General features: G+C 76.3%; 20 protein-coding genes. 14 read left to right on the forward strand and 6 right to left on the reverse strand.

The window, feature by feature from the left end; translation table 11 throughout:
- Positions 1 to 2: 2 nt before the first annotated feature.
- The 5 genes from DMP17_RS42160 (at position 3) to DMP17_RS42180 (ending at position 5158) form a co-directional block, all read left to right on the forward strand.
- Positions 3 to 575 (forward strand): GNAT family N-acetyltransferase, encoded by a 573-nt coding sequence (locus tag DMP17_RS42160; protein ID WP_337832440.1) that lies wholly within the window; start codon positions 3 to 5, stop codon positions 573 to 575.
- Positions 576 to 1326: 751 nt separating this feature from the next.
- A complete protein-coding gene (locus DMP17_RS42165; protein WP_226349920.1) occupies positions 1327 to 1833 on the forward strand; it encodes a hypothetical protein in 507 nt (168 codons plus the stop codon).
- A 136-nt stretch (positions 1834 to 1969) separates the two neighbouring features.
- Entirely contained in the window at positions 1970 to 2335 is a 366-nt protein-coding gene (locus tag DMP17_RS42170; RefSeq protein ID WP_226349919.1) for a hypothetical protein, read from the forward strand.
- Complete coding sequence (locus DMP17_RS42175) at positions 2332 to 4392, forward strand: PPE domain-containing protein (RefSeq protein ID WP_337832441.1); 2061 nt, start codon at positions 2332 to 2334, stop codon at positions 4390 to 4392. Before DMP17_RS42170 ends, DMP17_RS42175 begins: the two co-directional genes overlap by 4 nt.
- A complete protein-coding gene (locus tag DMP17_RS42180; protein ID WP_226349917.1) occupies positions 4385 to 5158 on the forward strand; it encodes an ESX secretion-associated protein EspG in 774 nt (257 codons plus the stop codon). Before DMP17_RS42175 ends, DMP17_RS42180 begins: the two co-directional genes overlap by 8 nt.
- Here the strand turns inward: DMP17_RS42180 and DMP17_RS42185 are convergent.
- Positions 5133 to 6536 (reverse strand): NAD(P)H-quinone dehydrogenase, encoded by a 1404-nt coding sequence (locus tag DMP17_RS42185; RefSeq protein ID WP_337832442.1) that lies wholly within the window; start codon positions 6534 to 6536, stop codon positions 5133 to 5135. The genes DMP17_RS42180 and DMP17_RS42185 overlap by 26 nt on opposite strands.
- Before the next feature lie 143 nt (positions 6537 to 6679).
- Here DMP17_RS42185 and DMP17_RS42190 point away from each other — a divergent pair, with 143 nt between their 5' ends.
- A complete protein-coding gene (locus tag DMP17_RS42190; RefSeq protein ID WP_062397641.1) occupies positions 6680 to 7144 on the forward strand; it encodes a gamma-glutamylcyclotransferase in 465 nt (154 codons plus the stop codon).
- 80 nt (positions 7145 to 7224) lie between these two features.
- Here the strand turns inward: DMP17_RS42190 and DMP17_RS42195 are convergent, their stop codons facing one another.
- Positions 7225 to 8514 (reverse strand): amidohydrolase, encoded by a 1290-nt coding sequence (locus DMP17_RS42195; protein WP_226368245.1) that lies wholly within the window; start codon positions 8512 to 8514, stop codon positions 7225 to 7227.
- A gap of 440 nt (positions 8515 to 8954) precedes the next feature.
- Here DMP17_RS42195 and DMP17_RS42200 point away from each other — a divergent pair, with 440 nt between their 5' ends.
- The 4 genes from DMP17_RS42200 to DMP17_RS42215 are packed head-to-tail and all read left to right on the forward strand — an operon-like array spanning position 8955 to position 13561.
- On the forward strand, positions 8955 to 10643 hold the full coding sequence (locus DMP17_RS42200) for a serine/threonine-protein kinase (protein ID WP_337832443.1): 1689 nt from the start codon (positions 8955 to 8957) through the stop codon (positions 10641 to 10643).
- A 37-nt stretch (positions 10644 to 10680) separates the two neighbouring features.
- Positions 10681 to 11484, forward strand: coding sequence for a purine-nucleoside phosphorylase (locus DMP17_RS42205; RefSeq protein ID WP_226367575.1), 804 nt, complete (start codon positions 10681 to 10683; stop codon positions 11482 to 11484).
- Positions 11484 to 13103, forward strand: coding sequence for a phospho-sugar mutase (locus DMP17_RS42210; protein WP_337832444.1), 1620 nt, complete (start codon positions 11484 to 11486; stop codon positions 13101 to 13103). The genes DMP17_RS42205 and DMP17_RS42210 overlap by 1 nt, the downstream gene beginning before the upstream one ends.
- On the forward strand, positions 13100 to 13561 hold the full coding sequence (locus DMP17_RS42215; RefSeq protein ID WP_337832445.1) for a flavodoxin family protein: 462 nt from the start codon (positions 13100 to 13102) through the stop codon (positions 13559 to 13561). Before DMP17_RS42210 ends, DMP17_RS42215 begins: the two co-directional genes overlap by 4 nt.
- 1 nt (position 13562) lies before the next feature.
- On the opposite strand, the gene DMP17_RS42220 is transcribed toward DMP17_RS42215, so the two are convergent.
- Entirely contained in the window at positions 13563 to 14312 is a 750-nt protein-coding gene (locus DMP17_RS42220; protein WP_337832446.1) for an SGNH/GDSL hydrolase family protein, read from the reverse strand.
- A 7-nt stretch (positions 14313 to 14319) separates the two neighbouring features.
- A complete protein-coding gene (gene upp, locus DMP17_RS42225) occupies positions 14320 to 14943 on the reverse strand; it encodes a uracil phosphoribosyltransferase (protein ID WP_226349910.1) in 624 nt (207 codons plus the stop codon).
- A 524-nt stretch (positions 14944 to 15467) separates the two neighbouring features.
- On the opposite strand from upp, the gene DMP17_RS42230 reads away from it, so the two are divergent.
- Together DMP17_RS42230 and DMP17_RS42235 are read left to right on the forward strand one after the other, a co-directional pair.
- Positions 15468 to 15704: a hypothetical protein gene (locus DMP17_RS42230; protein WP_010230125.1), complete on the forward strand. Its 237-nt coding sequence runs from the start codon at positions 15468 to 15470 to the stop codon at positions 15702 to 15704.
- Positions 15705 to 15789: 85 nt separating this feature from the next.
- Complete coding sequence (locus DMP17_RS42235) at positions 15790 to 17052, forward strand: primosomal protein (RefSeq protein ID WP_337832447.1); 1263 nt, start codon at positions 15790 to 15792, stop codon at positions 17050 to 17052.
- On the opposite strand, the gene DMP17_RS42240 is transcribed toward DMP17_RS42235, so the two are convergent.
- Entirely contained in the window at positions 17049 to 18149 is a 1101-nt protein-coding gene (locus DMP17_RS42240; RefSeq protein ID WP_337832448.1) for an adenosine deaminase, read from the reverse strand. The two genes, DMP17_RS42235 and DMP17_RS42240, sit on opposite strands and share 4 nt — an antisense overlap.
- A gap of 184 nt (positions 18150 to 18333) precedes the next feature.
- Between DMP17_RS42240 and DMP17_RS42245 the strand changes: the two genes are divergently transcribed.
- Both DMP17_RS42245 and DMP17_RS42250 read left to right on the forward strand, forming a co-directional pair.
- Positions 18334 to 19659, forward strand: a complete 1326-nt coding sequence (locus DMP17_RS42245; RefSeq protein WP_226349907.1) for a PA containing protein — start codon at positions 18334 to 18336, stop codon at positions 19657 to 19659.
- A gap of 152 nt (positions 19660 to 19811) precedes the next feature.
- Complete coding sequence (locus DMP17_RS42250; protein WP_226349906.1) at positions 19812 to 20321, forward strand: hypothetical protein; 510 nt, start codon at positions 19812 to 19814, stop codon at positions 20319 to 20321.
- A 7-nt stretch (positions 20322 to 20328) separates the two neighbouring features.
- On the opposite strand, the gene murJ is transcribed toward DMP17_RS42250, so the two are convergent.
- Complete coding sequence (gene murJ, locus DMP17_RS42255; RefSeq protein WP_226349905.1) at positions 20329 to 22164, reverse strand: murein biosynthesis integral membrane protein MurJ; 1836 nt, start codon at positions 22162 to 22164, stop codon at positions 20329 to 20331.
- Positions 22165 to 22873 lie beyond the last annotated feature (709 nt).

Below are 22873 nucleotides of genomic sequence, written 5' to 3' on the forward strand. Positions count from 1 at the left end.
GGGTGCCCGCCCCGGTGCTCGACCCGGTCGAGATCAACGCCGGGGCGTGGTACCTGCGCGGGCTGCGGCACGACGGCCGGGTGGACGACCGCCCGGCCGTCGCCGCGTCCTGCCGGGATCCGGAGATCCGGCGCTGGCGCAACCGTCCGGACCCGGCCGCCCCGGACTTCGACGCGCAGGTGACCGCGCACGTCGCGGACCGGATCGACGGCTGGGCCCGCGGCACCCGCTGTGCCTGGGCCGTCGCCGAGCCGACGACCGGGGAGATGCTCGGCGAGATCACCCTGGAGCACCTGGACCCGGCTCACGGCACCGCCGAGCTGCGCTGCTGGACGCTGCCCGGCGCCCGCGGACGCGGCCTGGCCCGCACCGCGGCCGGGGCGGTCGTGCGCTTCGCCTTCGGCGGGCTCGGGCTGCACCGCGTCACCTGGATGCATGCCGAGCCGAACCGGGCCTCCGCCGCCGTCGCCGCGACGCTGGGGTTCGTGCCGGAGGGCCGGTTGCGGCAGGCGTGGACCGTCGACGGCGAGCGGGTCGACGTCGTCGTGCTGGGGCGGTTGGTGGGCGAGGGCTGAGGCGGTCCGCCCGGCCCCGTCGCCCGCGCGCCGGCAGCCCGCGTTCCGCGGAACGCGGTTCCCGGGGGCCGGGTGCCCGTCCGAGGGTGCAGTCCGCGTTCCGCGGAACGCGCTGCGGCTCCGGTCGCCCGGACACGTCCGTTCCGCGGAACGCGCGCCGCCCGCCCCGGTCGACCGCACCGGCCGCAGCTCGCGTTCCGCGGAACGCGACATCGGTCCACCCGGCCGCGGCCCGCGAGCACGCCCTCCGTTCCGCGGGACGCGGTCCGCCCGATCCTGCTGCGGACACCGCACACGCCCCGCGGTTGGCGGAACGCACACGGCTCGCGCGCCGTGTCCCCGCGGTGGTCGGGACTCCCGCAGCGGTCGAGCCGTCGGCCCGCCGCGCGTCCCGATACGCAGTGCGCGTTCTGCGGAACGCACGCCGCCCGACCCGGACGCCCCCACCGACCGACCCCGGGCACGCCCCGGGCTCGCGGGAGCACACCCCGCGTTCCGCGGAACGCGCTGTCCCGAGCGGGTCACCGCCCGTTGACCGGCACGTCGCGCCGTTCTAGCGTTCCCGACGTGTCGCGCACGCCGTCCGGCGCCCGCGACACGCACGTCACAACTCCACAGCCGACCCGTGTGCCCGATCCACGGGGCCCGGAACTACCGCCACGCGGAGTACCGCGCCGCGGATCCGCTCACCACGCAGGCCCTGCCGCGCCGTGAGCCGTCCCAGTTCGACCGAGACGTCACAGGATCCGTCATGCCCCCAGAGTTCGACATCGCGCCGACGACGTTCCACGTCACGACGCACGTCCACACCGACGGCCCGATCCCGGGCCCGCACTCCCTGCTCACCCTGACCTCCGCCGCGTACGGCGCGGACGGGGTCCTGATCGGCACCTTCACCGCCAACCTCCGGGAGCTTCCGGGGGCCACCCTGCACCCGACCGCGCTGGCGTCCTGGCGCACCCGGGCGGAGGACTGGCTCCTGACCCGGCGGGCCTCGCGCCCACCGGGGCAGGTGGCGAACGACTACGCAGCCTGGGTCACCGACCTGGGCGAGCGTGCGCTGTTCGTCTCCGACCCGGAGGAACCGGACCACCTGTTCGTCTACTGGTATCTGCAGCGTTTCGCAGGCCGGTGGCCGTTCGCGGGGACCGTTCCCGCCCTCGGCGGGACGCCCCGGCCCTGGGCCCCACCGCCGTGCCCGCTGCGCGGGTGCGCCCCGGTCGAGGTCCCGGAGCCGACCGAGGTGACGGCGGCCTGATCGCGACACACCCCCGTCCGTGCCGGTGACCACCGGTGCGGGCGGGGGTGTCGTCGTGTGCGGGCTTCGCGATCGCGACCGTTCCACGGCGAACCCCCGCGGCGACGGCCGGTGCGGGCCTAGCGTGCGCCCGTCCGTGATCCGCCCGTCCGCACCGGAGGCCGACGTGCCCGACATCCACCCGGACCTGCGTGTCGACCCGGCCGCCCCGGCCGGGGCGGCGGAGGCGCTCGACCGGGCCGCGTCCCGGCTGGCCGTCGCGCTCCGCACCCTCGACGCCGACGCCCGCCGGGTCGAACCGTGGCTGGGGGATCCGGCCAGCGCCGAGGCCGCCGCCCGCTACACCGTCCACGCCGCGGACGGCCCGGACGCCGCGATCGGCCGGCTGCGCACGCTGCACGCGGAGCTGCTGCGGGCCCGCGACGCCGCCGGTGTCACCGGGCGTGCCTACATCCACACCGAGGAGTCGACGACGGACGCGCTGAACGGGGGTGCCCGGTGACCGCACCCCGTTGGGCGGGACTGAGCCACGCCGAGATCGTCGCGATGGTCGCGTCCGGTCCGGGCCCCTCGGCGTCGGCCGGGGCGGAGCGGGCCTGGCGCGACGCCGCCGCCGCGCTCACCGACGTCCACCGCGAGCTGTCCGGCCAGGTCCGCGAGCTGCCCGGAGGGTGGTCCGGCGGCACCGCGGACGGCGTCACCGTGGCGTTCGGGTCGCTGGACGGCTGGGTCGTCTCCGCCGCCGTCGACGCGGACCGCACCGCCGACGCACTCGCCGCCCAGGCCGGGCTCGCCGCGGACCTCCGGGCCCGGATGCCGGCCGCCGCGGCCCCGACGCCGCCCGAGACCGCACCCACCGGCCCGGCCCTGCTCGACGACTGGGCGGCCGCCGACCTCGCCGCGGGCAACTCGGCCGGCCGGGCCGCGGAGCTGATGGTCCGCTACGACGGCGACACCCGCGTCACCGGCGCCCCGTGGACGGGGTGGGGTGCGTCCCCGGCCGTCGCCCACGACGGCACCGTCCCCGCCTCCCCCGCCGTCCCGGCCCCGTCGCCCGGCGGGCGCCCGCCCGGTCCCGGCGGCGATGCGGATCCGGCCCCGGCGGGCGGCGCTGCGTCGGGGACGACGGTGTTCGCGGGGATCGGCCTCGGCGGGATCACCGCGGCGGTGCTGACCGGGAACGGACGGGCCGGGGTGCCCGGGGCGCGGCCGATCGACGTCGGCGGGCCCTCCTCCGGGCCCGACCTCGCGGACGCCTCCGCGACCGACACACCCCGCACCGGCACGCCCGGCACGGACACCGGGCCCGGAACCGTCGGCCTCGTGGCCGGTCCGGCCTCCCCCGCGGGCGCCGGCGACCCGGGCGGTGTCGGCGGCGCGGACCCCGGCGGCGGCACCGCGGTGACCGCCGCGGTGACCGCCGCGGTGCTCGCGGGCGGGGCGCTCGGCGGGGCCGGGATCCTGATCGGCGCCACGATCCGCCGGGAGCGACAGAGCCGGGACGGACGCAGGCCCGCCGAGGACGGCACGCCGCCCGGCCACCCGCGCCCCGGCGGCGACCTGACCCCGGAGCACGGCGCACACCCCTCCGGCGACCTGCCACCGGGACGCGACGCACACCCCTCCGATGACCTGCCGTCGGAGCACGGCGCACGGGCCGGCGACGACGCCGCACCGGGGCCGGAGGGGCCCGGCAGCGACACCACCCCCGGTGGGGCCCCGCGGCCCGGCGACGCGGTCGGCCACGGGACACCGTCCGGCGGTGCCGCCCAGGACCCGCCGGGTGACGGACCGCCGAGCGGGGCCGAGCACCGACCGCCCTCCGGCGACGCGACGACCAGCGGCACCCGCGCCCCCAGCGGCGCCCCGGCCGCCGACGGTGGAGTGCCGTGGACGCCCGGTGGCCCCCACCCGGACGGCGCCTCGCCCGGAGGCCCCGCTCCCGGTGCATTCCCGAGCGACCGACCGTCCCCGGGGGGAACCGGCGGCGGAACCACCGGCGGTACCGCCCCCGGCGACCCCACGCCGCACAGCTCCACGTCCGCGGGCCCCGGCCACTCCACGAACGGCGGCGTCGCGCCCACTCAGCCCACGCCCGGCGGGGGTGCGACGGGCACCGGCCCCACCGGCCACGGGCCGACCGGCAGCGGACCGACCGGCGGCGGCACCGCCCCGCACTGCCCCGCCCCCGGCGATCCCGGAGACCCCGACGGTCCCCGCAGCCCGGTCCACTACGGCGTCACCACCGGCGACCTCGCCGTCCCCCACACCGACGGCCCGGCGCCCCCCGGCGCCGTCACACACGCCCGCCCCACCCCGCCGCCGATGCCGGCACCGGGCGACCCGGCCGTCACCCCCGCCGGAGTACCGGTGGGCGCGGTCCCGGCCGCCCCGCACCCGGTCGCGGCGACCGTCGGCGCGCCCGCCGACCCCCGCATCCCGGCCTGGCGCCTCGTCGCCGACGAGCACGCCGCCCCCGACGACCCCCCGGAGCAGCCCGATGCCCGACCCGACCCCGGCGTCCTGCGCCCCGACGCGCGCTGGAGGGGCCGTGGCTGAGCCCGCGCCCTGGACCCCGTCGGTGCCGTTCGTGCTCACCGGCGCCGAGTTCGACGTCGTCTGGGAGCACCTGGGGCTCGGCGCCACCCCGGTGGCGCTGCGGCTGCCCTCCCCCGGGCGCACCCGCGAGGAGCGACGCCGGGTCGTGGCGGCCGGCGTCGGCGGGCTGCGCGCCCGCGGCCTCGCCGGTCCGGCCGGACCCGACCCCGCGCTGGTACGGCTGCTGGCCCTGCTCGCCCGCCCCGACCGTCACCTGGAGGTGCGCGGCCGGTTCGACGACGGGCCGCTGCGCGCGGTCGCCGCCGAGCGCGACGGCGACGGCGTCCTCGCCGTCCACACCGGCGGAGCCGTCACCGTCACCGCGGCGGGCTCACCGGCGTTCGCCGCGGTGTCGGCCCTGCCCCGGCGCGCGCCGGGGCCCGGGCCCGCCGTGGCCCTGCCCACCACCGAGCTGGCCCGCCTCCTCGACGCGGACGCACACACCGACCCCGGCACGGACGACGGGCAGCGGGCCCGGCTCGCACCGCTGCTCGCCGGGCCCGCGCACCGTGCGCAGATCTGTGCCGTCCGGCACGACCGCTGGGGCAGCCCGTCGCGGCTGCCGGGGCACGTCGCCGTCGTCGACACGCCGCGGGGGCGCTACCGGCTGACCCGCGGGACCGGCGCGCACGGCGGACCCGAGTGGTCCACCCTCGCCCCCGCGGGCGACGGCGAGCTGCGCGACCGGTTCGCGGAGCTGTTCAGTCCAGGTCGGAGTGCTGCATGAGCTGACGGCCCGCCTCGGTGATCGACCCGGACAGCGACGGGTACACCGAGAAGGTGTGGGCCAGGTCGTCCACGCCCAGCCCGTTCTGGACCGCCATCGCGATCGGCAGGATCAGCTCGCTCGCGACCGGGGCGACCACGACACCACCGATGACCACGCCGGACGCCGGGCGGCAGAACAGCTTCACGAAGCCGCGGCGCAGCCCGCGCATCTTGGCGCGCGGGTTGGTCGACAGCGGCAGCATCACGGTGCGGGCCGGGACCTCGCCGGAGTCGATCGCGTTCTGGCTGATCCCGACGGTCGCGATCTCGGGGCGGGTGAACACGTTCGCCGCGACGGTCCGCAGCCGGATCGGGGAGACGCCCTCGCCCAGCGCGTGCCACATCGCGATCCGGCCCTGCATGGCCGCGACCGAGGCGAGCATGAGCACGCCGGTGCAGTCGCCGGCCGCGTAGACGCCCGGCTCCGAGGTGCGCGAGACCTTGTCGACGGGGACGAACCCGCCGCGGTCGGTCTCGATGCCGATCTTCTCCAGGCCGAGGTCGGCGGTGTTCGGGATCGACCCGACGGTCATCAGGGCGTGCGAGCCCTCGACGACGCGGCCGTCGGACAGCGTCACGCGGACGCCGTCGCCGGTGTTCTCGACGGAGTCCGCGCGGGCGTGGGCGAGGATCTCGACGCCGCGCTCGGCGAAGACCTCCTCGAGCACGGCGGCGGCGTCGGCGTCCTCGTGCGGGAGGACCCGGTCACGGCTGGAGACCAGGCTGACCCGGCAGCCGAGCTCGACGTAGGCGGAGCAGAACTCCGCGCCGGTCACGCCCGACCCGATCACGATCAGGTGCTCGGGCAGCTCGTCGAGGTCGTAGAGCTGGCGCCAGTCGAGGATCCGGTCGCCGTCGGGGCGGGCGGAGTCCAGCACCCGCGGGGTGGCCCCGGTCGCGATGAGGACGACGTCGGCGACGAGCTCCTCGACCGTCCCGTCGGCGTGGGTGGCGGTCACCTCGTGCGCGGCGCGGGCCGCGCCGGGCCCGGCGAACTGCGCGGTGCCGGCGATGATCCGGACGCCCTCGTTCTCCAGCCGGGCCCGCACGTCGGCGGACTGGGCGAGAGCGAGGGACTTGACCCGCTGGTTGACCGCGGGCAGGTCGACCGCGGAGTTGCCGCGGTCGACCAGCACGCCGAGGTCCTCGGCACGGTGCAGGTCGACCCGGACGGCCGCGGAGGAGATGAAGGTCTTCGAGGGGACGCAGTCGTAGACGACGCAGGCGCCGCCCATCCCGTCCCGCTCGACGACGGTCACCTCGCTGCCGTGCTGTGCCGCGACGAGCGCGGCCTCGTACCCGGCCGGTCCGCCGCCCATGATGACGATGCGGGTCACGGGAGATCCCCCTGGAGAAGTCGGTGGTGGTGGACCGGCAGGCGGTCCCGCCCGCCGGCGTCGACGGGGCTCACAGTACGCGTGTCCCATCCTTAGGACCGGGCGGGTCGAGGCCCCGCCGGGCTTCCCATTACCCTGCACGCGTGCCGCTGTATGCCGCGTACGGGTCGAACATGGACCCCGAGCAGATGAAGGAGCGCGCCCCGCACTCGCCGATGGCCGGGACCGGGTGGCTCCAGGGCTGGCGGCTGACGTTCGGCGGCGAGGACTACACCTGGGAGGGCGCGCTCTCCACCGTGGTGGAGGAGCCGGGCTCGCAGGTGTTCGTCGTGCTCTACGACGTCCCCGAGCACGACGAACGCCAGCTCGACCGCTGGGAGGGCGGCGAGCTGGGCATGCACAAGAAGCTGCGGCTGCGCGTCGCCACCCTCGACGGCAGCGTCCTCGCGTTCATCTACGTGCTGAACGCCTACGAGGGCGGGGACCCGTCGGCCCGCTACCTGGGCGTGATCGCCGACGCCGCGGAGACCGCGGGCGCCCCGGACGACTACGTCAACGAGCTGCGCAGCAGGCCCAGCCGCAAGTCCTCCCCCGGCAACCAGTCCTGACCGGCCGCACCGGCTGACGACCACGGCCCGGCCCCCGCGAGGGGACCGGGCCGTCGTCGTTCACCGCGGGAGACGGTGGTTCAGGAGGCCGCCTGCGCCAGGGCGGACAATGCGGCCTGCACCAGCACCCGCGAGCCGAACGGCAGGGCCCGCTCGTCGAGGTCGAAGGTCGGCTGGTGGATGTCCCGCTGCTTCCCGGCGCCCGACCACACCCCGAGCCGCGCCATGGCGCCCGCGGAGTGCTCCAGGTACCAGGCGAAGTCCTCGCCGCCGGAGGACTGCTCGGTGGAGGCGTCGGCCGCCTCGCCCCCGACGGTCACCGCGGCGTCGCGCAGCATCCCGGTGGACACCGCGTCGTTGACGACCGGCGGGACACCGCGGACGTGATCGAGCACGTAGCCGACACCGGTCGGGGCCAGCACGGACGCGACGAGCGCCCGCAGCTTCTCCTCGAGCTCGGTCCAGGTGGCGTGGTCGGCGGTGCGCAGGGTGCCGCGCAGCAGCCCGGACTGCGGGATCGCGTTCGCCGCGTCCCCGGCGTGCACCGCACCCCAGGTCAGGACGGTGCCCGAGCGCGGGTCGACGTGGCGGGTCAGCAACAGCGGCACCTGGGTGGCCAGCAGCCCGAGCGCCTGCACGAGGTCGGCGGTCAGGTGCGGGCGCGAGGTGTGCCCGCCCGGGGAGGTCAGCCGGACCTCGATGAGGTCGCAGGCCGAGGTGATCGGCCCGACCCGGGTGCCGAGGCGTCCGACCTCCAGGCGCGGGTCGCAGTGCAGCGCGAAGATCCGCTGCACGCCCTCCATCACGCCCTGCTCGACGGCGTCGAGCGCGCCGCCCGGCTGCACCTCCTCGGCCGGCTGGAACACCAGCCGGACCCGGCCGGGCAGCGACGGCGCGGACTGCAGCGCCAGTGCCGCGCCGAGCAGCATCGCGGTGTGCGCGTCGTGCCCGCAGGCGTGCATCACGCCGGGCACCTCGGAGGCGAACGGGAGACCGGTCTGCTCCTGCAGGGGCAGCGCGTCCATGTCCGCGCGCAGGGCGACCAGCGGCTCGCCGTGCCCCACCTCGCAGACGACGCCGGTGCCGCCGCGCAGCGTGCGCGGCTCCAGACCGGCCCGCCGCAGGGTCTCCGCGACGCGCGCGGTCGTGAGGTGCTCGCGACGGGCCAGCTCGGGCTGGGCGTGGATCGCGCGGCGCCAGCCGACGATCTCGCCCTTGTGCGCCCGCATCCACGACTCCAGCCAGGCCGGACCCGTGCCGGAGCCGAGATCGTCGACCGCGGGATCGGTGATCTCCGGGAGCTCGGTGCGGGTCTGCAGCGCAGTCACCTTGTCCTCCTCGTACTGGCCCTCGGCGGGAACGGCCCGCATGTCCGCGGTCGACGCGGACGGCGTTCGGTCGTCTCCCACCACCCATGATGGTGCTCACCCGTCCGGCGGTGTTCCAGTCGAAATCGTCCGTACACGCCTCGGGGCGGCAAGGGGTCGGCGAGCTGCTGCCAGCGGGTTCACCGCTCCAGGTGAACGGCCGCGTGCGACCGCTCCTCCCGTCGGCGAACGGCCGTCCTCGCCGTTCACCGGCGGTTCGGACGCCCGTCACGGGGAACTCCCGGCACGACGACACCGTCCCGCGGCCGGAATGCCACCGGACCGTGACCGTCCGTACGCCCGGCCCGCCGCGGCGGCCGCCCGACGTCCCGGACCGACCAGTGTCGTCACGCACCGTCACCCCCGCGCACCGGCGGTGACGATCTCGGCCGGGAACGGTGTGCGGGGACGGGCCGCGCGGGCACGATGGAACAATCGACGGCGTGTCCGTTCCCGAGGGCGAGGTCCAGCGCCGACAGTTCGCCGGGCGGTACCGCGTCGACGGTCCGCTCGGGAGCGGCGCGATGGGCACCGTCTGGTCGGGTTTCGACGAGGTCCTGCACCGCCGCGTCGCGCTCAAGGAGCTGAAGATCCCCGACGGCATCCCGGCCGGGGAGAAGCTGGAGCTGCGGGAACGCATCATGCGGGAGGCCCGGGCGCTGGCCGGGCTGTCGCACCCCAACGTCGTGACCGTCTTCGACGTGCTCGACTCCGGCGGCGACGAGCCGCTGGTGGTCATGGAGCTGGTGCCGTCGAAGAACCTGGCCGCGGCGATCACCGAGCTGGGCAGGCTCGACGCCGCGCAGGCCGGCGTCGTCGGGCACGGCACGGCGGCGGCGCTGCGGGCCGCGCACCGGGCCGGGATCACCCACCGCGACGTGAAGCCCGGCAACGTCCTGATCTCCGACGACGGCCGGATCAAGCTCACCGACTTCGGCATCGCCCGCAACGAGTCCGACGCGCCGATGACCTCCGCGGGCCTCGTGCTCGGCTCGCCCGCCTACATCGCCCCCGAGGTCGCCGCGGGCCAGCCGGTCACCCCGGCCGCGGACCTGTGGGGCCTCGGCGCGACGCTCTGGGCCGCCGTCGAGGGCCGCCCGCCCTACGACGTCGACGGCGACCCGGTCCGCACCATCACCGAGGTCGTCGACGGCCCCGTCCCCGCGCCGACGATCACCGGCCCGCTCGCCGAGGTCATCGCCGGGCTGATGGTCAAGGAGCCGTCGGGCCGGATGCCGCTCGACGAGGTCCGGGCCCGGCTGCGCCCGCTGCTCGCCGACCCGGACGACCCGATCTTCCCCGGCTCGCCGGACGTGCCGACCGTGATGGCGCGGGTGCCCGCACCGACCGGCGCGGCCCCGGCACCGGCACCGCCGCGGGTCGCCGCACCGCCCCCGCCCGGCCCGGTCGGCCCCACCGGCACCGGCGCCTACGGCCGCGTCCCGGTCGCCGACCCCGTGCCCGCCCCGGCACCGCCGCCCGCCGAGCCGCCGCGCCCGCGGCAGGCCCGGCCGTCGTCGCGGGGGGCGGCGCCCGCCCGCACCGCGGCGGCCGGCCCGACCACCGTGCTCGGCGCCGTCCCGCTGGTCCTCGGCGGCGCCCTGATCGTGCTGCTCGGCGCGCTCGCCGGGTTCGCCGGGGTCCGCGCGCTGGCCGGCCAGGAACCGCTGTCGACGGTCACGGTCGCCACCGACCGGTCGCTGCGCACCACCTACCCGGACCCGCTCGGCTTCACCGTGCCGGTGCCCGACGGCTGGACGCAGTTCCGCTCGCCCGCCCCCGACGGCTCGGTCGTCGTCCGCTTCGTCAGCCCGGACGGCCGTCAGGAGCTGTCGGTCCGGGCGGCGACCTCGCTGCAGGCCGTCACCGAGGCCCTCACCCCGGAGGCGCTGGGTGTCGACCCGGTCGAGGCCGGGCCGGTCGAGCAGCTGCCCGACGGCTCCAGCCAGATCGCGCTCACCACCGGCAGCGGCAGCGCGCAGCGCAGCACGCTGATGCGCATCATCCCCGGCCGCGACCAGCTCGGCGGGGTCTGGGTACTGCAGCTGACCTCCCCCGCCGGCCGCGCCGAGGACGCCGTCGCGGGCCTGTTCGACGCCATCGCCTCGGGCTTCCGCGCCACCCCGGGCTGAGCCGGCCATGGCGCAGGCGCCCCCTAGGCTGGCGCCCATGGCCGACACCGCCGACCCCACCGCTCGCGCCCACGACGCCGCCGCCGAGCTCGCCCGCCGCACCGGCACCGACACCCACGACGTGGCGGTAGTCCTGGGCTCCGGCTGGCGTCCGGCCGCCGACGTCCTCGGCACCCCGGACACCGAGGTCCCGATGGCGGAGCTGCCCGGGTTCGTCGCGCCGTCCGCGGTCGGCCACGGCGGCACCGCCCGCTCGCTGCGCATCGGCGACACCCGGGTGCTGGTCCTGCTCGGGCGCACCCACCTCTACGAGGGCCACGGGATGGACCCGGTCGTGCACGGCGTCCGCACCGCCGCGGCGGCCGGTGTCCGCACGGTCGTGCTGACCAACGCGGCGGGCGGCATCACCGAGGGCCTGTCGGTCGGGCAGCCGGTGCTGATCTCCGACCACCTCAACCTGCTGGCGCGCTCGCCGCTGCACGGCGCGCACTTCGTCGACCTCACCGACGCCTACTCCCCGCGGCTGCGCGCCGCCGCCCGCGAGCTGGACCCGTCGCTGGTCGACGGCGTCTACGCCGGGCTGCCCGGCCCCCACTTCGAGACCCCGGCCGAGATCCGGATGCTGCGCACGCTGGGCGCGGACCTGGTCGGGATGTCCACCGTCGCCGAGACGATCGCCGCCCGCGCCGCCGGGCTGGAGGTCGCCGGCATCTCGCTGGTCACCAACCTGGCCGCGGGCCTGTCCGGGCAGCCGCTGAACCACCAGGAGGTCCTCGACGCCGGCGCCGCCGCGGCGACCCGGATGGGCTCGCTACTGCGCGACCTCGTCGGCCGCATCTGATGGTGCTCCCGGGGCCGCTGCGCGACGCGGCGCTGCGCTGGATCGCCGACGACCCCGACCCGGGCACCCGGGCCGAGCTGCAGCGCGTGCTGGCCACCGCGATGGCCGGCGGCGACGGCGCCGCGGCGGCCGGCGACGAGCTGGCCGACCGGCTGTCCGGGCCGCTGCGCTTCGGCACCGCCGGGCTGCGCGGGCCGGTGCGGGCCGGGCCGTCGGGGATGAACGTCGCCGTCGTGACCCGGGCGACCGCCGGGCTGGCCGCCCACCTGGCCCGGACCACGGGCACCGGCCGGGTCGTCGTCGGCCGGGACGCCCGGCACGGGTCGGCGGCGTTCGCCGAGGCCACCGCCCGGGTGCTGACCGGCGCCGGGTTCACCGTGACCCTGCTCGACGGCCCCGTCCCCACCCCGCTGGTGGCCTTCGCCGTGCGGCACCTCGGCGCGGTCGCCGGGATCGCCGTCACCGCCTCGCACAACCCGCCCGCCGACAACGGCTACAAGGTCTACCTCGCCGACGGCGCGCAGCTCGTGGGTCCCGACGACGCCGCCATCGAGGACGCGATCACCGCCGCCCCGCCCGCGGTGTCGGTGCCGCTCGGGCCGCTGCCGGACCCGGCGGAGATCACCGGCGCCTACCTGGACCGGGTCGCGACGCTGTCGGGGAACACCGGGGCGCCCGCGCCGCGGATCGCGCTCACCCCGATGCACGGCGTCGGCGGCGCGACCGCGGTCGCCGCGCTCGCCCGGGCCGGGGTGCACGACGTCGCCGTCGTCGCGAGCCAGGCCGTGCCCGACCCCGACTTCCCGACGGTCGCCTTCCCGAACCCGGAGGAGCCCGGCGCGACCGACGCACTGCTCGCGCTGGCCGCCGACAGCGGCGCGGACCTCGCCGTCGCGCTGGACCCGGACGCCGACCGGTGCGCGCTCGGCGTCGCCTTCCCCGACGGCTGGCGGATGCTGTCCGGCGACGAGACCGGCGTGCTGCTCGGCGACCACGTCCTGCGGACCGGGACCGCGGCGGACCCGCTGGTCGCGACGACCGTGGTGTCGTCGTCGATGCTCGCCCGGGTCGCGGCCGCCCGCGGGGCCCGCTCCGCCGAGACCCTCACCGGGTTCAAGTGGATCGTGCGGGCCGGCGACGGGCTCGTCTTCGGCTACGAGGAGGCGATCGGGCTCTGCGTCGACCCCGACGGCGTCCGGGACAAGGACGGCGTCTCCGCCGCCGTCGTCGCCGCGGACCTGGTGCGCGGGCTCGCCGCGGCCGGGTCGTCGGTGCCGCGCCGGCTCGACGAGCTGGCCGCGGAGTTCGGCGTGCACGCCACCCGGGGCGTCTCGATCCGGATGGCCCCCGCCGAGCGCGACGCCGCCGTCGCCCGGCTGCGCGACGCGCCCCCGGCCGGCTGGGAGGCCGACCGCCCGGCCCCCGACGTGCTGCGGCTGCGGCGGCCCGGGACCCGCGTGGTGATCCGCCCGTCGGGGACCGAGCCGAAGCTCAAGGCCTACCTGGAGGTCGTGGAGGACCCCACCGGCGACGTGGCCGCGGTGCCGGCGTCACGGGCCGTCGCCGCGGAGCGCCTGGACGCGCTGCACACGGAGGTCGACGGGATGCTCGCCGGATGAGCGCGCGCCTGCTCCTGGTCCACCACACGCCGTCCCCCGCCACCGCGGAGCTGCTCGCCGAGGTCCGCGCGGGCGCGGCCGACCCGGACATCACCGGGGTGGAGGTCGTCGCCCGCGCCGCCCTTGCCGCGACGGCGAGCGACCTTCTCGCCGCGGACGCCGTCGTCCTCGGGACGCCGGCGAACATCGGCTACATGTCCGGCGCGCTCAAGCACTTCCTCGACCAGGTCTTCTACGTCTGCGCCGACGACACCCGCGGCCTGCCCTACGGGCTGTGGGTGCACGGCGGCTCGGACACCTCCGGCGCGACCCGCTCGGTGACCGCGGTCGCCGGGGCGATGGGCTGGACCGCGGCGGCCGCGCCGGTCGAGGTCGCGGGTCCCCCGGACGCCGCCGCCCGGGCCGCGTGCCGCGAGCTGGGCGCGGTCGTGGCCGCGACCGTCATGCCGGAGGACTGAGCTACCGGCGCCCGGTGGCGGGCCGGACCCCGAGGTGCGCCTCGATCCGGTCGGCCCACACCGACGCGATCGTGCGGTAGGCGCCCGGTCCGGCGTGCAGGCCGTCCGCGGTCCGCCCGGCGGGGAACAGGGTGGAGGTGTCGACGAACTCCACCGAGTGCCCGGCCGCCCGGTGCGCCGCGGCGACCCGCGGCAGGTACTCGGCCAGCCGCGCCCGCTCGGCCCGCTGCTTCGGCAGCGGCGCCCACACCCCGGCCATGATCACGTGGGTGTGCGGTGCGGCCGCGAACACGCGGTCCAGCAGGCGGTCCAGGCTCGCCGCCGTCGCCCGCGCGCTCGCGCCCTGCAGCAGGTCGTTGGTCCCGGCGTGCAGCAGCACGACGTCCGGCTGCGCGGCCAGCACCCAGCCGCCCGTCATCGGCACCATCCGGGCCGCCGTCCAGCCGGAGCGGCCCTCGTGGTCGGTGTCGGGCAGCGCGTCCGGCCCGGAGCTGCGGGAGCCGACGTAGTCGATGCGGACGCCGTCGGCGGCCAGGCGCTGCCACAGCGGGAGGCGGTAGCCCGCCGTCCCCGGGCTCCCCACCCCGACCGTCGACGACGCGCCGAGCGGCATCACCCGCACCACCCCGGGCTCGTCGACGGCGGCGGGCACCTCGGCGTCCTCCGGCCGGTCCGCCGCGGGCAGCGCCGACAGCGCGACCGCGACCACCGTCGCCACGACCCCGGTGAGGATGCGGCGGGAGGGCCTCACGGCGGGCTCAGACCGCGCCGAACTGGCGGTCCCCGGCGTCGCCGAGGCCGGGGACGATGAACGCCGAGTCGTTGAGCCGCTCGTCGATGCTGGCGGTCACCATCCGGACCGGCAGCCCGGACGCGCGCAGCCGCTCCACGCCCTCCGGCGCGGACAGCGCGCAGAGGACCGTCACGTCGTCGGCGCCGCGACGGGTCAGCAGCTCCACGGTGTGCACCATCGAGCCGCCGGTGGCCAGCATCGGGTCGAGCACGAACACCGGCCGCCCGACGAGGCTGTCGGGCAGCGACTCCATGTAGGGCACCGGCTCGTGGGTCGTCTCGTCGCGGGCCATGCCGACGAAGCCCATCTGCGAGTCCGGGATCAGGTTCAGCGCGGCCTCGGCCATCCCCAGCCCGGCCCGCAGCACGGGGACGAGCACCGGCGGGTTCGCGAGCCGGTACCCGACCGTCCGCGAGACCGGGGTGTGGATCCGGTCCTCGGCCAGCGGCGCCGAGCGGGTGGCCTCGTAGACCAGCATCAGGGTGAGCTCGCGCAACGCCGCCCGGAAGGTGGCGTTGTCGGTGCGGGCGTCCCGCATGGTGCTGAGCCGGGCCCGCGCGAGCGGGTGGTCGACGACGATCGTGTCCACGGGCGCACAGCCTACGGCGGCCGGGCCGCGAGGAGATCCCCCGTGAGGAGGCGCCCGGCCCACCGATCCGGTGCCGTCGCCCCGCGGGCCGGTGGGACCCGACGGCCGGACGCGCCCCGTGTCCTGCGACGATGCCGTCCCGTGACCGGACGGACACCGGGACGTCATCCCCGGACGTTGACACGGATGCGTGTCACGGTTCACGAAGCGTGAGAAGCACGCGCTCACCGACGAGTGACGCCGGGACCGGCCGGATGCACCTCCTCGTCCTCCCGGGTGAGGCCGCGGACACCCTCGCAGACCTTGCGTGACAGCCGATCCCCGAGCGGAACCGTGATCACCAACGGTGTCCGGTCGGACACGTCCGGTTCCCCGGATCGCGTGACCGACCGCGTGGAGTGCCACGATCAGCACGCGCGGTCGCCGATCTCGCGATTCACCTGACCCGAACGGGTGGTATGGCCGAAACGGTGTCACATCGAGGGCACCGCCGACGCTGTACTAGACAACAAGGAGGTGATCCGATGCCGGAGAACACGACTTCCGAGGAGCAGACGTTGATCGCTGCTGCGGAAAAGCTCACGCAGTGCGACGGATACGTTGTTCTGGCGGTGGACCCGCAGACCGGGGAGGTGGACGCGCACGGCCCGTTCGACGGGATGACGGCGACCATCAAGGCCGACCAGCTGCGACGCGACTTCGACCGGGGTGGACTCGAGGACGTGTCCATCGGAGTGGTCCGACTGCACTCCCAGGCCTGACCCCGCACGACCGTGATCCGCCGGGCCGGCGACACCCGAGGTGGTGGGACCGGCCGGCGGAAGGACGCGACGATAGGCTCGCCCCGTGGCAAGCGACATCGTCCCGATCCGGCTCGCTCTCACCCGGGGCGACGTGGTCACCCTGTGGGCTCCCCCCTGGCGCGAGGACGGCGAGGAGTGGGAAGCCTTCCTCGGCGACGACGAGCACGTGTTCGTCTTCGACGAGGTGGCCGGTCTCGCCGCGTTCGTGCGGACCGCACCCGAGCACGACCTGACCGACCACCCCGCGTGGTCGGCGGTCCCCGGGCTCGCGGTCGCCGAGCTGACCCCCGACGCCGTCCACCGGTACGACCTGGTCGGTCTGCCGGAGCTGGCCGCCGCCGACCCGGACGCGCTGACCGTGCAGGAGCTGCACGAGACCGTCTCGATCGTCCGGTCGCTGGCCGACGTCTGCGACCTCACCGACGTGATCGCCGCGCTCGACGGCGAGCCCACGTTCGCGCTGCTGCGCGAGGGCGAGCAGGCCTTCGCCGGCCGTGACGGCGCCAAGCGCTGGACCGCGCTGTCCGAGGCGATCGCGACGCACTGGGACGGGATCGTCGACACCGTCGACGACCTCGTCGCCACCCCGGACGTCGACGCCGGGGCGCTGGACAAGGCGCGCGCCGAGGAGCAGGAGCTCCGCGACCGTCTCGCCGAGCAGCCCCTCGACGACGACGAGGCCCTCGAGGCCGCCGCGCTAGCCGCGGGCACCGAGGACGCCGACACCGCCGAGGAGGAGCCGACCGGCTTCTGGGCCGAGGTCGGCATCGACCCGATCCGCATCGAGGTCGGCGACCGCTCCGTGGTCAGCCTGCGCTGCTACCTCGACGACAAGCCGGTCTTCCTCGGCTCCGACGGCCGGATCGACGTGTTCGGCTCCGAGCGTGCGCTGTTCCGGGCGCTGGCCGACCGGGAGCACCCCGCCGTCGCCGGGACCGACCTGACCGCGGCCGTCACCTTCGCCGAGGTGCTCGACGCGGCCGCCGTCGGCGAGCTCGACGGCGGCGTCGAGGACATGAACACCTACGTGCTGACCGGGATCGGCCCCGACCTCGCCGAGGGCGTGCTCGACCTGGACCCGGTCCAGCTCGACCTGGCCTCGGAGCTGCTGACCGACGTCGGCGAGTGGGCCGGGGACCCCGAGCCCGCCGAGGTCCTCGCCGAGTCCAACAGCCTGGGCTGGCTCGTGTCGTTCGTCGTACGGCCGGACCCGACGCGGATGGCACCCAGCCCGCCGTTCACCCAGGAGGCGCAGTCCTGGGGCGAGCTCGTCGCCGGGCTCGAGGCCCGGCTGCGGGAGCACTAGCGCGACAGGGCCTCGTACCCGGGCTTGATGACGTCCTCGATGAGCGCCAGACGCTCGTCGAACCCGATGAACGCCGACTTCATCGCGTTGACGGTGAACCAGCGCAGGGTGTCCCAGCCGTAGCCGAAGGTCTCGGCCAGGTCGTACATCTCGCTGGTCATCGTGCAGCCGGACATCAGCCGGTTGTCGGTGTTGACCGTGACCCGGAACCGCAGCTCGGTGAGCAGCCCGATGGGGTGCTCGGCCAGCGACGACGCGGCGCCGGTGTGCACGTTCGAGGTCGGGCACATCTCCAGCGGGATGCGGCTGTCGCGGACCCAGGCGGCGAGGCGGCCCAGGTGCGGGCCGCCGTCGGTGACGGTGATGTCGTCGACGATCCGGACGCCGTGCCCGAGCCGCTCGGCCCCGCACCACTGGAGCGCCTCCCGGATCGAGGGCAGCCCGAACGCCTCACCGGCGTGGATGGTGACGTGCGCGCACCGCTGACGGACGTACTCGAACGCGTCGAGGTGGCGGGTGGGCGGGAACCCCTTCTCGGCGCCGGCGATGTCGAACCCGACCACGCCGGAGTCGCGGTGGCGCACGGCCAGCTCGGCGATCTCCCGGGACCGGGCGGCGTGCCGCATCGCGGTGAGCAGGGTGCCGACCCGGATGGTGTTGCCGGCCGCCGCGGCGCGGTCGGTGCCGATCCGGAACCCGTCGAGGACGGCGGCGATGACGGCGTCGAGGTCCAGCCCGCCCTCGACGTGCAGCTCGGGGGCGAAGCGCACCTCGGCGTAGACGACGCCGTCGGCGGCCAGGTCCTCGGCGGCCTCGGCCGCGACCCGGGTCAGCGCCTCCCGGGTCTGCAGCACGGCGACGGTGTGCCCGAAGGTCTCGAGGTAGCGGACCAGCGAGCCGGAGTGGGCGGCGCCGAGGAACCAGGCCGCGAGCTCGCCGGGGTCGGTGGTGGGGAGCTTGTCGTAGCCGTACTCGCGGGCCAGGTCGACGACGGTCCCGACCCGCAGGCCGCCGTCGAGGTGGTCGTGCAGGAGCACCTTGGGAGCGCGGCGGACGGTGTCGCGGGTGACCGGGACGGGAGCGGTGGGATCTGCCACTCGGGCACGGTACCGAGCGGCGTGGCGCGCGACGACCGGCGCCCGGACCTGCCATGATCGACCCGATCCGGGTGCGGAGACATGCCCCGGACGGCTCAACGCAACACCGTCCGTCGACCCTCGTACGGCGGTCGCTACCCTCTGGGCACTCCCCACTTGGCTCAGAGGAAGCGCAGCAGGTGCCATGAGCGACACTTCGAACCTCTCGTTCGACCGGATGCGCGGCATGCTCATGCGAGCGGCCGAGATCCGTGACAGCGAACAGCAGCAGATCTTCGACTCCCTCGACGAGATCCACGCCCGGCTGGCGGCCCTGGACGCCATCGGCACCGTGCGCAAGAAGCTCACCGAACTCCCCGACCGGACCGAGCTGAACGTCCTGGCCGAGCGCCTCGACGAGACCGTGTCCAAGCTGGACAACACCGAGATCGTGCTCGGCGCGATCACCCGTGCCATCGAGTCCCTGCCGGACAAGCTGGCCAAGCCGATCGCCCAGCTCGACGGGCGGCTCGACGGCATGGGCGGGCGCCTCGAGGGCGTCTCGGGCCGGATGGACGGCCTGGACGACCGCCTGGGCGGCCTGCACAAGCGCCTCGACGACCTCGACAACCGCCTCGACCGGCACGAGATGCGGCTCGACGCGATGCCGAACGCCGTCGCCTCCCCGATCAAGGAGCGCGTCGACGGCGTCGAGCGTCAGGTGCGCGAGCAGCTCGACGCGGCCGTGCACTCCTTCGAGGAGACCGGCGAGGGCCTGCGCAACCTGCTGGGCGACACCTCGGTGGGCCTGCACCGCCGCCTGGAGGACCTGGCCCAGCGCCCGGCCGTCGACCCGGCCCCGGCGTTCGACGCCCTCACCGAGCGGCTGGAGGCCCTCTCCGCCCGCCTGGAGGAGGTCGGCACCCGGCTCGACTCGGTCGAGTCCGGTCTCGACGGCAAGCTGACCGACCTGGACGGGTCGGTCAAGGAGCGGGTCGGCAAGCTCGGCGGGTCCCTGAAGGACCGCCTGGGCGAGCTCGACGGCTCGGTCACCGAGCGGCTGTCGTCGCTGTCGGAGGCCGTGGACGGCCGGTTCGACGCGCTCGGCGAGAGCGTCGACGGGAAGCTCGACAAGCTCACCGGCGACGTCGACGGCCGCCTCGACAAGCTGACCGGGGAGGTCGACACCCGCCTGGAGAAGCTGTCCGGCGACGTCTCGACGCTCTCCGCCGGCGTCGACGACCGGCTCGCCGGCCTCGACACCGTGCTGCGCGACCGTCCGGACACCGGCTCGGTCACCGACCTGGTCACCAAGGCCAACGCCGAGTCCGAGCGCCGCAACGCCAGCCAGCTCGACGAGGCCATGGCGACGTTCGCGGAGCTGATCATGGGCCGGGGTGGGCAGTACGCCCAGCAGGCCCCGCCGCCCCCGCCCCGCCCGGCCCAGCGCCGCGGGCGGGCCAAGGTCGCGGTGAAGAGCCAGAACGGTGCCTCCGCCGCCGACCTGGTCGGCGACGACCCGGACGACTGAGTCCCCCGGTTCTCCTGACGGACGCCGCGCCCCGCACGCCGGGGGCGCGGCGTTCGTGCGTTCCGGGACCCGATTGGGCTGATCGGCCGCAGACAACCGATTCCGCCGCGGCCATCATCGCTGCACCCGTCGGCCGACCGGTGGAGGTGTCCGTGGATCCGGCCCTGAGCTTCTACCAGAGCCTCAGCTCGGTCAGCTTCACGCTGCTCGGGCTGTGGTTCACCGTGCTGGGTCTCTCGCACGGCGGGTGGCGTCGCGATCCGGCCCTGCACCGCAGCACGCTGCACGTGGCCCTGCACTTCTTCCTGCCCGGCGTGATGGGGCTGGGCGCGGTGCTGGCCGCCGGGAGCAGCATCGCGTGGCGGGTCACGTTCGGGGTGCTGGGCCTGGTCGGCCTGGTCGAGTCACTGCTGTTCCTGCGTCACCGCGGGGCGCCCGTGGCGCGGACGGTGCGGTCCCTGCGCACCCTCGACCCGCTGCTCTACGCCGCGATCGTCGCCGCGGTGTTCGTCCCCGGCCCGGTCGGCGGCGCCGCGCCGCTGCAGATCGAGGGCACGGCCACGGGACTGCTGTTCGTCGTCGGGCTGTGCTACCTCTGGTTCGCGTTCTCCCAGCGTGCCGCCCCGACGCCGGTGCCGGACGGGGCGCCGCCCGTCGTGTGAGCCGGGGTCAACGGCGGGCGAAGCGCCGGAACACGGCGTCGAGCTCGCGGACCCGCAGCACCCGCATCGCGACCACGGCCAGCGGCAGCGCGATCAGCGAGCCCCCGACCAGCAGCGTCCAGGCCCGGGCGACGTCCGGCCAGTCCGCGAGCGCCGGGTCCACGAGCCGGGTGATCCCCCAGGCGACGGCGGCCGCGGCGGCCGAAGCGAGCGCCACCCGGGCCAGGCAGGCGAGCACCTCACCGGAGCGGGCCCGGCCGAGACGGCGACGCAGCAGCCACTGCCCGAGCACCGCACCCCCGACGAACGAGACCCCGTTCGCCGCGGCGAGGCCGAGCACGACCTGCTCCGGCGGGAGCAGCAGCGGGCACGCCAGCAGCAGCGGGATCTTGACCCCCACCATGCCGACCTGGATCAGCGTCGGGGTGCGGGAGTCGGTCATCGCGTAGAACACGCGCATCTGCAGCATCGTGACCGCGTAGGGCAGGAGCCCGAACGCCGACCACGCGACGGCCTGGCCGAGGCGCTCGGCCCCGGTCCCGCTGCCCGCGCCGACGGAGAACAGCGCGGTGCCCAGGGACGGGCCGAACGCCGTCATCACGGCCGCGATCGGCACGAGCCCGACGGTGGACAGACGCGCGCCGAGGGAGAGGTCGGTGACGACCTGGTCGACGTCGCCCTTCGCCGCGGCCCGGCTCATCCGCGGCATCAGCGCGGTCAGCAGCGACACCCCGAGCACCCCGTACGGGACCTGGAGCAGCAGCCACGCGTTCATGTAGGTCGCGACCGACCCCTCGGACGCCGACGCGGCGACCCGGGTGGTGACGATGTAGCCGGCCTGCCCGACGAGGACGTAGGCCACGATCCACAGCGCCATCCCGCCGGCCAGCGACAGCCGCGGGTCCCAGCCCCACACCGGGCGGTAGCGGAACCCGATGCTGCGCATGAACGGGATCAGCACCAGTGCCTGGACAACGATGCCGAGCGTCGTCCCGACCCCCAGCACCAGCAGCTTCGGGTCGCCCATCCGGACCGGGTCGACCGAGATCTCCCCCGGCACGAGCACGTAGACGACGAGCACACCCAGCAGGACCAGGTTGTTGAGCACCGGTGCCCAGGCGAACGGTCCGAACACCTGTTTCGAGTTCAGGACCGCGCCGAGCAGCGCACCGATGCCGTAGAAGAAGATCTGCGGCAGCAGCAGCCAGGCGAACGCCGTGGCCAGGGCCGGGTTGGCCTGTCCGGTGTCCCCCGAGCCGAGGTAGAGCCTCGTCAGCAGTGGGGCGGCGGCCATCGCGATCAGGGTCGCGACCAGCAACGCGGCCCCGACGACGGTGAGCAGACGGCGGGTGAAGCGTTCGCCGCCGTCGGCGTCCTCGGCCTGGGCGCGGACCAGCACCGGGATCATCACGCTGGTCAGGACACCGCCGAGCAGCAGCTCGTAGACGATGTTCGGCAGCGTGTTCGAGACGGTGTAGGAGTCGTTGACGACCGCGAAGCCCAGCACCGCGACCAGCGCGAGGTTCCGGACGAAGCCGGTGAGCCTGCTGACCAGGCTGGCGATCGCGATCATGCCGGAGGAGCGGACGAGCGAGCCGGTGCGCTCCGCGCCGCCGGACGGGGTCGTCCCGGTGGGGTCGTCCCCGGACGTCCCCGGGGCCGGTGCTCCGCCGTCCCCGGGCGTCTCCCCCGCCGGCGCGGTGCCGTTCGACGGCGTCCCCGGGCCCGCGGCGGCGCCGTCCGGGAGTGCGGGACGGCCGGGCGACGGGTCGGCCACCGGTCCCAGCGGGGTGGTCGGCTCCCCCGGGTCGGGGATCCGCCCGGACCCGAGCGGACGGGTCACCTCGGCGGCTCCCTCCGGGGGCGTCCGCGGGGTCCGCCGGGGGTCGGTGCCCATCACCGGTCGGGGGAGCGGCTGGTGCCGCACCACCGCGGGGTGGGGCGCCCGCTCCGCCGCTCGTCGGTCCTCACGCATCGTGGTCCATCGTGCCGGATCGGAATCGTCGTGCCGACGCCCGCCCGGCACCGCGCCGTCACCCACCGGTGGGCGCACCGGCCCGGCGTCACGGCGCAGCGGCGGGCGTGTCGCGGATCCGCCCGTTCCGGCGCCCCGCCGAGCACGGCCCGGCCCCGGCCGGCGGGCGCCGGCCGGGGTCCGGGGACGCGGCTCAGTGGGACGGCGTGCCGGTGCCGGGCCCGGGCCGCTCCCGTCCCGGGCGCAGCTGCGGGTCCCGCGCCGGGGCGGCCGGCGGCCGGTACGGGCCCGCCGGGTGGCCGCCGGGCCGGGCGTCGCGCGACGGCCCGCCGTGGGGCCGTCCCGTGCGGAGAGGTGCGGCGGCACCGTCCGGCCGGGCGGTACGGGCCACCCCACCGTCCGGATGCCGGTGCGGCGCGGGACCGGCCGGGCCCCGGTACGCCGCGGGACCGGCCGGGCCGGGGTGGCCCGCAGGACCGTCGGGGCGCGGGTGGGCACCGTGACCGGCGGAGGCCGGGTGGACGCCGTGGCCGGCGGGGACCGGGGCGACGCCGTGACCGGCGGGAGCCGGGTGGGC

This window comes from Pseudonocardia sp. TMWB2A, from assembly GCF_017312135.1.